Origin of the sequence: Pectobacterium aquaticum (assembly GCF_003382565.3) — a bacterium.
GTDB classification, from domain to species: Bacteria; Pseudomonadota; Gammaproteobacteria; order Enterobacterales; family Enterobacteriaceae; genus Pectobacterium; species Pectobacterium aquaticum.
Genome location: NZ_CP086253.1, coordinates 1,753,403 through 1,767,639 on the forward strand (window position 1 = coordinate 1,753,403; position 14,237 = coordinate 1,767,639).

General features: G+C 46.6%; 12 protein-coding genes and 1 tRNA gene. 7 read left to right on the top strand and 6 right to left on the bottom strand.

What is annotated here, in order from left to right:
* Nucleotides 1-66: 66 nt before the first annotated feature.
* The 5 genes from DMB82_RS08200 (at nucleotide 67) to phoH (ending at nucleotide 5,622) form a co-directional block, all read left to right on the top strand.
* Complete coding sequence (locus DMB82_RS08200; RefSeq protein ID WP_116162516.1) at nucleotides 67-1,971, top strand: flagellin N-terminal helical domain-containing protein; 1,905 nt, start codon at nucleotides 67-69, stop codon at nucleotides 1,969-1,971.
* A 15-nt stretch (nucleotides 1,972-1,986) separates the two neighbouring features.
* Nucleotides 1,987-2,553 carry a hypothetical protein gene (locus DMB82_RS08205; RefSeq protein WP_116162514.1) on the top strand — a complete coding sequence of 189 codons (567 nt, stop codon included), beginning with the start codon at nucleotides 1,987-1,989 and terminating at the stop codon, nucleotides 2,551-2,553.
* A 186-nt stretch (nucleotides 2,554-2,739) separates the two neighbouring features.
* On the top strand, nucleotides 2,740-3,462 hold the full coding sequence (locus tag DMB82_RS08210) for an RNA polymerase sigma factor FliA (protein WP_102118461.1): 723 nt from the start codon (nucleotides 2,740-2,742) through the stop codon (nucleotides 3,460-3,462).
* Between the two features lie 203 nt (nucleotides 3,463-3,665).
* The gene (fliZ, locus tag DMB82_RS08215; protein WP_116156130.1) at nucleotides 3,666-4,181 is read left to right on the top strand and encodes a flagella biosynthesis regulatory protein FliZ; all 516 of its coding nucleotides are present in this window, start codon (nucleotides 3,666-3,668) and stop codon (nucleotides 4,179-4,181) included.
* A gap of 652 nt (nucleotides 4,182-4,833) precedes the next feature.
* Complete coding sequence (phoH, locus tag DMB82_RS08220; RefSeq protein ID WP_102118463.1) at nucleotides 4,834-5,622, top strand: phosphate starvation-inducible protein PhoH; 789 nt, start codon at nucleotides 4,834-4,836, stop codon at nucleotides 5,620-5,622.
* An 85-nt stretch (nucleotides 5,623-5,707) separates the two neighbouring features.
* On the opposite strand, the gene DMB82_RS08225 is transcribed toward phoH, so the two are convergent.
* The 3 genes from DMB82_RS08225 to DMB82_RS08235 all read right to left on the bottom strand — a co-directional run bounded on the left by DMB82_RS08225 (nucleotide 5,708) and on the right by DMB82_RS08235 (nucleotide 8,741).
* Nucleotides 5,708-7,294, bottom strand: coding sequence for a methyl-accepting chemotaxis protein (locus DMB82_RS08225; protein ID WP_116162512.1), 1,587 nt, complete (start codon nucleotides 7,292-7,294; stop codon nucleotides 5,708-5,710).
* A 502-nt stretch (nucleotides 7,295-7,796) separates the two neighbouring features.
* Nucleotides 7,797-7,886: transfer RNA gene (locus DMB82_RS08230), tRNA-Ser, on the bottom strand.
* A 216-nt stretch (nucleotides 7,887-8,102) separates the two neighbouring features.
* Nucleotides 8,103-8,741, bottom strand: a complete 639-nt coding sequence (locus DMB82_RS08235; RefSeq protein ID WP_010287191.1) for an RpiB/LacA/LacB family sugar-phosphate isomerase — start codon at nucleotides 8,739-8,741, stop codon at nucleotides 8,103-8,105.
* A gap of 345 nt (nucleotides 8,742-9,086) precedes the next feature.
* Between DMB82_RS08235 and DMB82_RS08240 the strand changes: the two genes are divergently transcribed.
* Entirely contained in the window at nucleotides 9,087-9,743 is a 657-nt protein-coding gene (locus tag DMB82_RS08240) for a tellurite resistance TerB family protein (RefSeq protein WP_116162510.1), read from the top strand.
* An 89-nt stretch (nucleotides 9,744-9,832) separates the two neighbouring features.
* Here DMB82_RS08240 and fabA read toward each other — a convergent pair whose 3' ends face one another.
* A complete protein-coding gene (gene fabA / locus DMB82_RS08245) occupies nucleotides 9,833-10,351 on the bottom strand; it encodes a bifunctional 3-hydroxydecanoyl-ACP dehydratase/trans-2-decenoyl-ACP isomerase (protein ID WP_102118467.1) in 519 nt (172 codons plus the stop codon).
* A gap of 91 nt (nucleotides 10,352-10,442) precedes the next feature.
* The gene (locus tag DMB82_RS08250) at nucleotides 10,443-12,212 is read right to left on the bottom strand and encodes an AAA family ATPase (protein WP_116162508.1); all 1,770 of its coding nucleotides are present in this window, start codon (nucleotides 12,210-12,212) and stop codon (nucleotides 10,443-10,445) included.
* Between the two features lie 177 nt (nucleotides 12,213-12,389).
* On the opposite strand from DMB82_RS08250, the gene matP reads away from it, so the two are divergent.
* Entirely contained in the window at nucleotides 12,390-12,848 is a 459-nt protein-coding gene (gene matP / locus DMB82_RS08255; protein WP_102118469.1) for a macrodomain Ter protein MatP, read from the top strand.
* 116 nt (nucleotides 12,849-12,964) lie between these two features.
* Here the strand turns inward: matP and ompA are convergent, their stop codons facing one another.
* A complete protein-coding gene (ompA, locus tag DMB82_RS08260; RefSeq protein ID WP_116156135.1) occupies nucleotides 12,965-14,056 on the bottom strand; it encodes a porin OmpA in 1,092 nt (363 codons plus the stop codon).
* Between the last annotated feature and the right edge of the window lie 181 nt (nucleotides 14,057-14,237).

Below are 14,237 nucleotides of genomic sequence, written 5' to 3' on the forward strand. Positions count from 1 at the left end.
AAAGTTTTTTTCTTGGATGTCGATAATCGCCAGAGATTTTAAGAAAAAATTTGCAAGGATGCCCTGATGGCGGTTTTCAATACCAATATCCCTTCTCTTTTTGCTCAAAAAAACAGCAGTAAATCTTCTTCCTCGCTGAGTTCAACAATAGAGCGTCTTTCTTCCGGCTACCGTATCAACAGCGCTAAAGATGATGCCGCTGGGCAAGCAATTGCCAACCGTTTTACTGCGAATATCCGAGGACTAAATCAAGCTGCGCGTAATGCTAATGATGGAATGTCGATGCTGCGTACGGCAGAAGGTGTGCTTGATGAAATTAACCGCCGTCTGCAACGTGTCCGAGAACTGACGGTTCAGGGGCTGAACGGTACGAATGAGGGCGATGTGGGTGACAGTATTCAGGCCGAAATTAATCTGAACCTGAAAGAAATCGATCGCTTGAATCTGTGGGCTTCTTTTAACGGTATTCCATTATTGAATGGTAGTGGCGGCACTAAAGCGCTACAGGTTGGTGTTTATGACCATGAAACAATGGATATCGATCTCGGCCCACCAGGGTTCAGCGTGCAGGAAATGGGATTGCTGGATATGACGGTGCAGGGCACCCCAGGGAAAGTGACGCCAGTATCCTCGCTAAGTGGTGTATCGAGCCAGATCAATTTAGATGATACGACATACACGACAGTTGCTTATATACCGCCGGACAATAATCCTAATCTGGTGCGTTCCTCGCGCGGTAGCAATCTGGTTCAATTGAATGGTGCAGGTGGAAGGTTGATGAATGTGTCGATCAACGCCGCCCATGATACCGAAACCCGCTTGAATGATGTCCGATTAGGCGTCAGCAGTGGTGTGGTCGCTAATACGGCAAGTGAGTCAATTTCTAGTACCCGCTATCTGGATAGTAATGGTAATACCCTGTTTTTGAATCAAGCAGGGGTTGTGAGTTCTGGAGGAAAATATTGGATCCAGCATCAAACCAATAATGGTATGTATTATTATGAAGCGGAAGTAACGGTTCATGGCGATCAAAATAAGATCACTGCTCAGGCTAAGTCGACCACGAGAATAGCAAAAAATGACATGACGAGCAGTATTTCTGATGTGTTGCGGTACGCACCTTCGGTATCCAAAGCGAGCGCTGATTATAGCCTGGCACTGGATGGTTCAGATGAAACCAACAATGCCAATATGGCGTTGGTTCGATTGGGAAATTATTACTATGTGGAAGAGCAGGTTAGTGCAGGGCAATATGCCTACTACCGTGCTGATGTGACTATTAAGACTGGGGGCACTCAAAATTCAATTACTGTGACCTCTGATCGTAGCCAGATTATTTCAGTCAGCGATCAGCCGTATGTGAGTGGTTCATCGGTGGCACACCTTGACCCTGAAAATAATAATGTTCAGGTTAATTATGTCGATCTGGCGGGTAGATCGTATTCAGATGTCATGCGTGCAGATGAAGATGGAAACTATGTTTTTCATCTCGATGAGTTTGTCGGTGGAGAAGATGCGTATAAAACAGCCAAAGTAGTACGTAATCAAAATGGACAATATATGCTGCAAACTGTAAATGGCGCTGCAGAAGTTGTTTTATACTATCCACTTTCCTATTCCGTCTCAACTAATGTCGAAAATAATCAGACCATATTGACCTTGCGCGAAGCCGATGTCGCACAGCGTTTACGTAATCCGTCCGATCCCTTAACTGTCATCGACCAAGCTATCGCCAGAGTGGATGCCAAGCGCGGAGAATTGGGGGCATTGGAAAATCGCTTACAGTCTGTTGTGCAAAATAACACACAGACCAGCATGAATCTGACAGCATCACGCTCACGGATAGAAGACACGGATTTTGCACAAGAAATTTCTGTTATGACCAAGCAACAGATACTGCAGCAGGCATCGATATCGGTATTGGCGCAGGCTAATCAAATTCCACAAACGGTGTTGGCATTATTAAAATAAGAATGGATCTATCTTATGAAAAAACAAGAGGTTTTGATCATTGAATCACGTAGCGCACAGGATATTTATGATGACCGCTATGAAGGTGAAACGTTAAAGCAAATTTTAAGGCTCCAGGGTGTTCATGCTAAATATATTGAGGTGGTCAATCAGGAGCTATTTGTTAAGGCTCTGAAGTTGGCACAAAAAGAACATATAAAATATGTACATATCAGTGCGCATGGAGAGGATGAGGGGTTTGTTTTGACTGACGGCACTGAAATATCATGGGCAGATTTTGACACCTTGGCATGGCCATATTTAAAGGGAGTTTGCCTTTGTTTTTCAAGTTGCTCTGTAGGGAAAGGGGCAGAAAAATTATTTACACATCATAAATCATTTTGTAGCGCGATTGTTGCACCTACCCGAACCATCACCTGGGGGGAGGGGTTAGTCGCCTACTCTGCATTTTATCACCGTACGTTATCAACGGAAACGTCGCCGGAACAAGACGTAAAAGTACTCAACCATATTGTCGGAGCAGGAAGCTTCAGATTAATCAGATCCGCTTACCAATCTGTAACTTATGCTTTGGGTAGCTAATTCGCAATTAAAGAACGGTACCCAACTGATCTTACGAGATATACTGCGTTTTTTACTTAATTTGGGAGCAGTCCCTCAGGCCGTATCCCAAATAACCCTCCTTTTACGCCCCTATTCAGACGATTGGCTACCCTACCTAAAAGCATAATAGTGTCGATAACATTATCATCGTAGGTATTTGTCACTGTGAGCGATTTGTATACCGCCGAAGGCACAATGGATAAAAATTCCCTTTGGAAGCGCTATGTACCACTAGTGCGCCATGAAGCCTTGCGTTTACAGGTTCGTCTCCCCGCCAGTGTTGAGCTTGACGATCTGCTACAGGCTGGCGGTATCGGCTTGCTTAGCGCAGTTGAACGTTATGATTCGTTGCAAGGTACGGCGTTTACTACCTATGCCGTCCAACGAATTCGCGGTTCGATGCTGGATGAATTACGCAGTCGTGATTGGGCTCCACGCAGTGTACGGCGTAATGCGCGGGAAGTGGCACAAGCAATGCAACAGGCTGAACAGCAACTCGGTCGTACTCCAACGGAGCAGGAAGTTGCGCAGGCCTTGAATATCACGCTTGAGGATTATCGTCAGATACTGCTGGATACCAACAATAGCCAGCTTTTCTCTTACGATGAATGGCGTGAAGAACATGGTGACAGCGCAGAGGCGTTACTGGAAGGCAATGAAGATGCGAACCCATTGCACCAACTGATGGAAGGCAATTTGCGCCATCGGGTAATGGATGCGATTGAAAACCTGCCAGAGCGCGAGAAGTTGGTGTTGACGCTTTACTATCAGGAAGAGCTGAACCTGAAAGAGATCGGTGCCGTTCTTGAAGTCGGAGAGTCGAGAGTCAGTCAGTTGCATAGCCAGGCGATAAAGCGCCTGCGCGTGAAATTAATGAACGATGTTTAATTGCGCTGCGTAGGAATACTGTTATCAACGTATATCTTCAGTTACTGAAGCAGCAGGCCATGGCAATCTTTGAATATTGATGCGCGTCTTATATCAATATTTAGATGATTAATGCCACCTGTTTTTAGCACACCGGATTCTCTGGCGTAATGAACGATGCTATCGCTTTAGATTGAAGTTATACATTGTCATGGAATGGATTCATGCCCCCATCAATTCGGAAGAAACAGCTCCTAAGCCGTTATCTGAAAGACTTCAAGCATAGACAAACTAATTGTTCCCAGTGTGATAAAGCGCTTGACCGCGTTTCACTGGTATTTCGTAACCAGCTTATCAATAAGAAATCGATTGGTAGCATCGACAGGCTTATCGATGATGAAATATGGTCTGCCTTGCAACAAGAGTTAATCCCACTTTGCCGCTTTTGTAGCGAAATATTATGCAATACCCATGCTAGCTATTTCGATATTAAAGCTTTCACACACTATCTGATCGAACAAACCGAAGTTCGCCATAGCACAATGCGCGAATATGTCATTCGTCTGAGGCGCCTGGATGAGCTGCTGGCCGCCAATAATTATCCTGCAGAAACCTTTTCTCGGTACCGTGATGGAGTACAGCAGCGCGTATGTGATTACCTTCCCGATATTGAGCAGAGTATTTACCGCAGTGCCTTACGAAAATACGATCAATATCTCGACTGGCAGCGGCATTTCTGACGTGTATCATGCGTCGTTTTCAGGCTGGCATTGCCAAACCATGGGATATACTTACCCTAAATAATTCGAGATGCGTGAAGGCGGCAATCGAGCGAATCCCCAGGAGCTTACACAAGTAAGTGACTGGGGTGAGTAAGGCAGCCAACGCACAAGCAACTTGAAGTATGGCGGGTATATACGTAAATGTTATGACAGTGTAAAAAACGCTTGCATTGCAGAGGCAAATTATTGCACTGTCATACTACTGACATCATTCGGCACTAATTTTTAGGCAATGGTTAGCAGTAGTTCTACGATGCGATCAATCATTATTCAGTGGAATAGTCGTTGTCACAGTGAGGAACGCGAATGGTAATGTCCTTTTTTGGACTTTATAGTCGATGTCAAGATTCTACGCTGCTGACTCGCCGATGCGAGGGATTTTCCTCCCACTTATTTTCAACACTGCGCCATTTTCTCTTTACCCAAACTCTCCGTATATTTTCTTTTTCTATCCATGAACGCTCGGTCCGTTTTTCATCCGGCTCGTGGATGAATCATGTGTATTCTCCGTCCGCTATTGGCTTAATAAGGAAGCCTAACCTCGTGAGTGAGTTAAACGTCACGCGCTGTAGAGCAGTGCGGTAAGTGAAACAAACTGTAAGGTGCCACTATGGGAAGACAAAAAGCAGTGATCAGAGCTCGTCGTGAAGCCAAACGCGTTATCCGTCGTGAGTCGCGTAGCCATCGTCAGCGTGAGGAAGAATCGGTCACTTCTCTGGTTCAAATGGGCGGGATTGAAGCAATCGGAATGGCGCGCGAAAATCGTGATAATTCTGTTATTCAAGCTCGTACCGCTGCCCAGGAACATTACTTGTCTGCGATAGAAAACAAACAGTTGATTTTTGCTACAGGTGAAGCCGGCTGCGGTAAAACGTATCTGAGCGCTGCGAAAGCGGCAGAGGCACTAATCCATAAAGAGGTTGAGCGTATTATCGTTACGCGGCCGGTATTACAGGCCGACGAAGATCTTGGCTTTTTACCCGGAGATATTACGGAGAAATTTGCGCCTTATTTCCGCCCGGTTTACGACATACTTTTGCGGCGGTTGGGTGCCTCTTTCATGCAGTACTGTTTGCGGCCGGAAATCGCCAAAGTTGAAATTGCGCCATTTGCCTATATGCGCGGGCGGACATTTGAAAATGCGGTTGTGATTCTGGATGAGGCGCAAAACGTGACAGTGAACCAAATGAAAATGTTCCTGACGCGTTTAGGTGAAAATGTCACGGTTATCGTCAATGGCGATGTGACGCAGTGCGACTTGCCTACTGGGGTTAAATCCGGCCTGCGTGACGCACTGGAGCGTTTCGTTGAAGATGACATGATTGGCGTGGTCTCTTTTGGTAAAGAAGACTGCGTCCGCTCGGCGCTGTGCCAGCGGACGCTCCATGCCTATGGCTGATAAATCGAAAGCTTAACAATAAAGCCCTGAATCTATATGGTTCAGGGCTTTATTTGTTTATAGCTGATGGACTATAGCTTGACCATTATCTAGGATGGTTTTCTAGCTGTAAGGGCCGTGGTGAAATAATATCGCGTTTCTCCATGCTATTGAGCTTAAAGGTATCAACAGCACTGCGTAATTTTGCTGCTTGTTCACTTAGCGAGTCAGCGGCTGAAGATGCCTGTTCAACCATTGCTGCGTTTTGCTGGGTGACACCCTCCATCTGGTTTACAGCAATATTGATTTGTGCGATGCCTCTGCTTTGTTCCTCTGAAGCCAGTGACACCTCATTTATCAGGTCTGACACATTCTTAATGACGTCTTTGACATCAATAATAGAATCCCGGACTGCATTGGCTTGAGAGGAGCCATTTTTAACGGCGGCTTGCGCATTATCTATTAGGCTTTTTATTTCTTTCGCTGCGGAAGAAGATCGCTGTGAAAGTGTTCTAACCTCACTGGCGACGACGGCAAAGCCACGGCCGTGTTCACCAGCGCGAGCTGCTTCAACGGCTGCATTCAGTGCCAGGATATTAGTTTGAAAAGCGATGCCTTCTATTAGCGTGGTGATTTCGGCAACCTTGGAGGAACCGCTGGCGATTTCCTCCATTGCTGCAATCATACGAGAAACGGAATGATCGCCATGTTCGACCACATCATTAGCTTTTTTACCCAACTGATTGGCTTGCATCATATTCTCAACATTACTTTCCACCGTTGACGACAGTTCATGCATACTGGCGGCGGTCTGAGCAAGCGAGGAAGCCTGCTCTTCTGTTCTTGCGGAGAGGTCAATATTTGCCGATGCGATCTCACTTGAGGATATCGCCACATTTTCACTTGAAGCACGGACATGGCTTAATACATCAGAAAAACGCGTGATCAATGCGTTGAATGCCTGTGCTGTTTGGCCGACTTCATCATCACGCTGTGCATCAGCTTGTTGAGTTAAATCCAGCGTTTCGCTAATGGTTGTCAATTTTGTTCGTAGATTATTCAGGCTTTGCCGAACATAGCGCAGAATCATGGTAGAGAATGTGCCTGCCAAAACCAATGCACCAATAATAAGTCCAGTTTGTATCAATACGGTTAAGTTAAAGTTATCACTATTTTCTGTTTGGAGTTTCTTCGCCAAATCTAAATTATAGCGATATTGATCGTGAAATCCTTGGAATAGCGTTTTCTCTATATTGATAATGTTCCCTTGCTCCAGGGAGGAATTATCAATAGTTGCACCCTCTTGAATGAGTGGAGTGATGACACTGCGGTAATTATTGAAGGCTTCGATATTCTTTTTAGACAGATTCAGATCGTTATCGTCTGAAATGTCATTTTTCATATAGTCGTTAATGCTTTTTTCTGTTTCATTTAATGCATTGACTATTTCTTGCCTTTTTTCTTTCTTCTTTTGGGGATCAGAAATGAGAATAAACTGCAGTAGATACGTTCTGACATTGCTAATAGCGTCATTGGCGGTGTTCAGCTTGCCTATACTCGGTAACGTATTGGTCATCACGTACTCAAAGCGATCTTTTGATGAATTCAGTGCGTTCAGCCCAAATCCCCCGACACAGATCAATGCTAAAGCGAAAATGCTCATCGCCAGAACCAGTTTTTTTACGATTGTCATATTAGAATGCTCCACCGGTAAGTGTATATTTTTTATATGGCATTGAAATGTTGTCTCTTTGTCATTATCAGGGATAAAACATTAAGATAACATTAATATCAATCGGAACCCAAAAATATTATTTGATATGATAATTATCAGTTATCTCCATAAGTATAAAACTATATGCAGCATTGTCATGATAATTTTTTATTATAGTAGATGCTCATCATTAAAATATTTAGCGTGCTTGTTTTATTATCCTGACTGCGCCATCTCATAGAGACAAAGATCACATTTTTGAAATAAATAGTGATGTAACGAAGAGTAGAAATAAATTTAATGATTCATTAAGCTATTTTTTAAAATTCTATCTGCTAAATGGAACTAGTGACGTAAAGGCGTAACTTAAGGCCGTCGCGGGAAGTAGGTTTTTGACAATAGCTGAGAATTGCTATGAAATTTATTGTCGATCTCGCAAAGAAAACGCCCTTAACTTGCGTTAAGGGCGTTTTCTTTTATATGGCGGTGAGGAAGGGATTCGAACCCTTGATACGTTTTCACGTATACACACTTTCCAGGCGTGCTCCTTCAGCCTCTCGGACACCTCACCGGGGGTTGCCGACAAGGGGCAACGGGGCGGTACTATAGGGAGTCGCTTAGCTTCGGTCAAGCAGTATTTAGCGCGAACGGTGCGTCTGGCTAAGCATTGAACGGTAACGGAGAGTCGGCGTAACCGTGCCGTTAAAATCTAGGCAAAATGCGTGGGAAAGTGACATAAAAAAACCACAGACCATGATGGCCTGTGGTTTTTTTCAGCTATTGACGATTATGCCAGCAGCGTTTTGATGTAGCTGGTCAGTGCTTCGTCTTTGCTGTTAGCGAAGAAGTATTCCTGGAATTTAGGACCCGCAATCGCACCTTTAACCAGATCCTGATCGAGGCCTTTCAGGATGGTGATCAGATCGTTGTAGGTCACTGCTTTTACAGCATCCAGAATTTTCTTGTTACGTTGTTGAGGAGCAACGCGATCGCTTGGATAGCCGCGGCCGCCTTCTTCTTTGAACAACTGGGTAAACAGGTTTTCCAGGTTCAGTTCAGCGCCCCAGCCAAAGCCTTTAGCGTAAGGAACGGATACGGCGTTACCGTTGTTGATCTGAGAGAACAGGTAAGCATCAGATGGGTCAACAACCAGACCGCAGATTACGCCTGGGAAAGAGTTACAAGCCAGCATTGCGCCCTGGCCAGTACCACAACCGGTCACAACGAAATCAGCCGCGCCGGAGTTCAGCAGGATAGCTGCAAGAATACCATTCTGGATGTAGGTCAGCTGCGCTGCATCTTCAACGGCGTATTGACCGTAGTTGTGTACAGTGTGCCCCAACGGTGCCACCGCTTTGGTCAGAGACTCGGCGATGATGGCGTTTTTGGCAGCTTGGCTGTTCTCGTTAATCAGTGCAATTTTCATGTTCGTTCCTTTTCTGTGACGGACTAATACATTTTTTAAAACTGTATTTCAATTTGTTGTGTGCAGTATACCGTTTCAAAAATAAAGCGCAAATTGTGGAAGCAAAGAATGCGGCACAGCCCATAAATTCAGGAAGAGTGCGATGCAATAAAAAGAGAAAATAAAAGCATAACATATTGAAAATGTAGCTGTATTTAATCATCGATGGATTGCCCAGATGGACCGTAGAGAAAGTGCGCTCCATACTTTTCATTGCTATACACAATCTGACAAACAAACGCCTTGCGCACCATTACTATGAGTGACAACACCATCAGTGATGTCACTTTTCCTTGAGGAATGAAAATGAATAATTGGCTGCAACAGATTCAGGGTTTATTGAGCTCCGGTAGCAAGCAGGAGAATCCGCATCAAGGGGGTAAAAACGTCAATTTGGGCGATATGCTCAAACCAGCTGCGCTGGGCGGTTTGGCGGGCGTGTTATTGTCGAATAAATCCACGCGGAAAATCATGGGTTCATTGGGTAAGAATGCGTTGATCATTGGCGGCAGTGCAGCGGCGGGCGTGGTGTTGTGGAACCAGTACAAAAAACGCGTTCGTGACACGCATCAGGACGATCCACAGTTTGGCACCCAGTCCTCGGGTGACAATATTCGTGCCCGCCGTCTGATTCAGGCTCTGGTTTTTGCTGCTAAAAGTGACGGACATATCGATGCGACGGAGAAACAGCGTATTGATGAAAATATTCAGCAGCTGCAACTGGGCAGTGAGGCGCAACGTTGGGTGCTGGAAGCTATAGAACAACCGCTTGATCCGATTCTGCTGGCGAAAGAGGTGAAAAATGCGGAAGAGGCGCTTGAAGTCTACTTCTTGAGCTGTGCGGTCATTGATGTCGATCACTTCATGGAGAAAAGCTATCTGGATGCGTTAGCGACCGAATTGAAGATACCGCAAGATGTACGGCAGTCGATCACCCATGAACTGAAAAGTCCATCACCATAGGGCGGAGGGGTTAAGCTGCGGTGAGAGAACGTCGGAGAAATAAACGGATAACGCGGGCGAAAATTTTCGCCCGCACTGCTAGCTGGTGCTTAGAAAGCGCTGGTATCTTTAAATAGCCCCACTTTCAGTTCGTCAGCGGTATAGATCGGCTGATCATCAACCAGTACTTCGCCATCAGCAATACCCATCACTAAACGGCGATTGATCACACGTTTAAAGTGAATACGATAAGTCACTTTCTTCGCTGTCGGCAGCACTTGTCCGGTGAATTTAACTTCACCCACGCCGAGCGCGCGGCCTTTGCCTTCGCCACCCAGCCAGCCAAGATAAAAGCCGACTAATTGCCACATGGCATCCAGACCCAAGCAGCCTGGCATCACCGGATCGCCGATGAAATGGCAACCGAAGAACCACAGATCAGGCGTGATATCCAATTCTGCTTCCACATAGCCTTTGCCATACTTACCGCCGTCTTCCGTCATTTTAACGACGCGGTCCATCATGAGCATGTTAGGGGCGGGCAACTGAGGGCCGTTCGGGCCGAACAGTTCACCACGACTGGAGGCAAGGAGGTCTTCTTTTGTATAGGATTCGCGTTTATCTACCATGGTCTCTGTAAGCCTTGTTTTAATGAAGCACGCAGGTTAGCGTACAGCTGTACGCTGGGCAAGTCTGTTGCGTCTGGTTAAACCAGTTGGTTTAACGGAAAAACCAAGGGAAACGTCTACGCTCCTGCGGTGAAATCTGTCCAATTCGTTCACGAATGGCGGACAGCAGGTTTGGTTGCTGTTCATCGTCATAGGCGAAATTGGTCAATAGTGATACCGCTTCCGGCGCAGTTTCTACTGGGAACAAATGGAATTTCCCTTCGCGTACTGCCTCAACGACATCTTCTTGTAAACAGAGATGCCGTAGATTAGCGGCAGGTAAAATCACACCCTGCGTTCCCGTCAATCCACGACGCTGGCAAACCTCAAAGAAGCCTTCGATTTTCTCATTCACGCCGCCAATGGGTTGCACGCGGCCAAATTGATCGACAGAACCGGTCACGGCGAACTGCTGATTGATCGGTCGCAAGGAGAGGGCGCTAATCAACGCACATAGTTCTGCCAGTGAGGCACTGTCACCGTCAACTTCGCTGTACGATTGTTCGAAGACCATGGACGCAGAGAAGGGAAGCTGTTGTTCAAGTTCCAGTTCTGTAATCAGGAACGCCTGCATGATCATCATACCCTTGGCGTGCAAATTGCCAGCCAGTTCGGCTTTGCGCTCAACGTCGGTGAATTCACCGTCGCCAGCGTGAACTACGCAGCTGATACGCGTCGGCTCGCCAAAGGCAACGGGGTAGCCTGGGAATTCCAATACGGAAAGTCCATTAATCTGGCCAACGACTTCGCCTTCCGTTTCGATCAGGATCTGGCCTAATTCTATTTCATCCTGCATGCGTTCACGGAGGTAGCCTTCACGCCATTGGCGGGCAGCAACGGCGTCAACCAGCGCCTGCTCCGTGATCTGGCCATCTCTTGCGTACAGAGACGCATATTTTAACTGGCCGATTAGCCAGCGCGGACATAATGGCAAATTGCCCTGATCGCCGCTGTAGCGTACTGCAATGTTGACCAATGCCGGCCAGGCATCTGCGTCCAGCAGCGGCAGTTGATTTTCGCTACATAGTGCATTGATGTAGGAGCACCAGCGCGCCATATCATCCGTTTCAATCAACTGCAATTGCGCTTCAAATTCGCCGTAAATTGCGTGCTCGCCTAACTCCGGCTCCATATCATGAATATCTGCCAGACTTTCACGGTCACCGAGAATAATCAGGCGAATATCAAGCGGCATCGGTGGCACATCAACAGGAAGTGGCTTGCGCTCGTCTGGTGACAGCCAACGATAGATGCCTTCAGCCATAATCTGTTTCAGACGTAGCCACATCAAAGGCTGAGCCAGCAGCGCTCTGGCCGACAGGATCAACGTACCGCCATTAATCTGGTGAATCAGCCCTGGGTGCAGCGTGATTTCATCGTGAAAACAGCGTACGCAGCCAAAGAGCTGTTCAGGTTCAATCCATTCCTGATAACCACAGGATTGCTGTGCGGCAAAGTTATCCGCAGGCTGTGTGGCAGGTTCGATCCGGATATGACGACCCTCAATGATATATTTACTGCCATGTATCACCCCGGAGTCTGGCCTGATGGCGCTCATCGCACGGGCGATCAATGCCATATATTCATCATTCTCTTGCGCTTTCAATAGCATAAAGCGCGAAGGAGATCGAGGGTGGCAAAAGAGCGTCAGGCTGTCTGCCAGACGCGACTGAATAGCGGAGAATTCAGCTGGAGCAAGCTGAGCTGCCTGAGCGAATAGCGTTTGATAAGGCGTATTATTAGGCAGTAAATGCTGCCATGAGAGTCGGTTACTGGTCAAAGTATCAATGTAATCGTCTGAAGGAAAAGCGTGATTATACAAGAATAATCTAGACTTCACATAAGGAGAGTCATCTCTCCGTCATCTTTCATACGCTGAAATTCAGGCCGCGTTTGGCTAATCGTCTTAAACGCTGTCAGAACGCCGCCAGAAAGCGGTTAAAATCAGGGAAAACTGTTATGCTGAAAGTCACGTTACGCGGTCACTGAAGAATTTAATATGAAATATCAACAACTAGAAAATCTTGAGTGCGGGTGGAAATGGAAATACCTAGTGAAGAAGCATCGAGAGGGAGAAGCGATTACGCGTTTTATCGAGCAAAGCGCTGCTGATGACGCCGTACAGGTATTGCTTAAAATGGAAAATCAGCCGGTGAAAGTGCTGGCGTGGATTGCGCAATATATGAATCCCACCTTAGAAAACCGGATGAAGCAAACGATTCGTGCACGGCGTAAACGCCATTTCAACGCAGAGCACCAGCATACACGCAAGAAATCGATCGATCTGGAATACCTTGTCTGGCAGCGTCTTGCGGCTCTCGCTCAGAGACGCGGCGTGACCTTATCAGAAACGATTGTGCAGTTAATCGAAGACGCTGAGCACAAAGAAAAATATGTCAGCCAGATGTCATCGCTGAAACAGGATCTTAAAGCCATTCTGAATAAAGACGAGACATGATGGTTTTTTTTTGTCATTTATCGCGTAGACAAACACGCATAAAAAACCTCGCCTGAGCGAGGTTTTTTTCGTTGTCAGCCTTAAACCACCACCTCTGGAGGTGGTGGTTCAATAACTTAAGCCTGAGGCTGAGTTACAACGTCTTTGATGCCTTTAACTTCGATCTCTACGCGACGATCTGGTGCCAGGCAGTCGATCAGCGCAGCACGAGGTTTCACGCTGTCACAGGTAGAACCCGTAACTGGTTGAGATTTACCCAGACCACGAGCAGAGACTTTGTTCGCAGGAATACCTTTAGAAACCAGGTAATCCACTACGCTCTGTGCACGTTTTTCAGACAGGGCTTTGTTGTATTGCTCTGAACCTAAACGGTCAGTGAAGCCCAGAACAACAACGGAACCGTCTTTCGGATCCAGAGAACTCAACTGGGTGTACAGTTGATCCAGCGATTGCTGGCCTTCTGCTTTCAGCGTTGCTTTGTTGAAGTTGAACAGGACGTCAGATTTCAGTGTGAAACGCTTGGTTTCAACAACTGGAGCTGGCGCTGGAGTTGGAGCTTGAGCCGGAGCAACAACAGGTGCTACGCGGTCATCCTGGCCGAAACGGTAAGACAGGCCAACGCTCATCAGCAGGTTGTCTGGACGGGCACCAACGGTACCAGCATCACCAATGTTGCTTACCCACTGGTAGTCAACACGGGCAGCCCAATTTTTGTCGAGAGCATATTCAACACCAACTGCAGCCAGCGGAGAAACGCCAGTGTCGTCGTTGTTGATGTCGCCACCACCAATAGCTGCATGGCTGTCAGCGCGCCATACCATACCGCCTAGACGAGTATAAACGTCCAGATCAGGCATAACAGGGTAGCTCAGTTTAGCAGCCAGTTGGATGCCCTGTGCTTTGAAGCTCGCGCTGTCTGCTGGGTTAGAAATGGAACCTGCATACTTCATGCGGCCTAGCCAGTCGTAGCCCAGTTCAAAGCCCAGATACGGGTTGGCTTGATAACCAACAAATGCACCCGCACCTAACTTGCTTTTGATCGGGTTGTTAACGATATTGTTGTAACCATTGCCGTAGAAACCCGTATCGTGGAATTGAGACACACCCAGTTTACCACCGGTGTACCAAGTATTGTCTTTAGGAGCTGCTTGCGCGACGGTCGCGAAGCTAGCCAGTGCCACTGCAACTGCTATAGCTGTTTTTTTCATTTTACGCCTCATTATCATCCAAATCGGCAATTAACCTGAAGGGCTAATAAACCTTTGGTTAAAATCCTTTGGTTGGAGACTTTGCCCTTATTTATGACTTACTGTCAGTTAACTGACGTTATAAAAGAGCAACTCCAGCGGGTTAAAGTCTACAACGTGATGAGAAAGTTACAAGTATGAT

What these genes read in the sequence shown, in the direction of transcription:
- DMB82_RS08200 (WP_116162516.1), top strand. Translation starts at nt 67, where the DNA reads ATGGCGGTTTTCAATACCAATATCCCTTCTCTTTTTGCTCAAAAAAAC.
- DMB82_RS08205 (WP_116162514.1), top strand. Translation starts at nt 1,987, where the DNA reads ATGAAAAAACAAGAGGTTTTGATCATTGAATCACGTAGCGCACAGGAT.
- fliZ (WP_116156130.1), top strand. Translation starts at nt 3,666, where the DNA reads ATGCCCCCATCAATTCGGAAGAAACAGCTCCTAAGCCGTTATCTGAAA.
- phoH (WP_102118463.1), top strand. Translation starts at nt 4,834, where the DNA reads ATGGGAAGACAAAAAGCAGTGATCAGAGCTCGTCGTGAAGCCAAACGC.
- DMB82_RS08225 (WP_116162512.1), bottom strand. Translation starts at nt 7,294, where the DNA reads ATGACAATCGTAAAAAAACTGGTTCTGGCGATGAGCATTTTCGCTTTA.
- DMB82_RS08235 (WP_010287191.1), bottom strand. Translation starts at nt 8,741, where the DNA reads ATGAAAATTGCACTGATTAACGAGAACAGCCAAGCTGCCAAAAACGCC.
- DMB82_RS08240 (WP_116162510.1), top strand. Translation starts at nt 9,087, where the DNA reads ATGAATAATTGGCTGCAACAGATTCAGGGTTTATTGAGCTCCGGTAGC.
- fabA (WP_102118467.1), bottom strand. Translation starts at nt 10,351, where the DNA reads ATGGTAGATAAACGCGAATCCTATACAAAAGAAGACCTCCTTGCCTCC.
- matP (WP_102118469.1), top strand. Translation starts at nt 12,390, where the DNA reads ATGAAATATCAACAACTAGAAAATCTTGAGTGCGGGTGGAAATGGAAA.
- ompA (WP_116156135.1), bottom strand. Translation starts at nt 14,056, where the DNA reads ATGAAAAAAACAGCTATAGCAGTTGCAGTGGCACTGGCTAGCTTCGCG.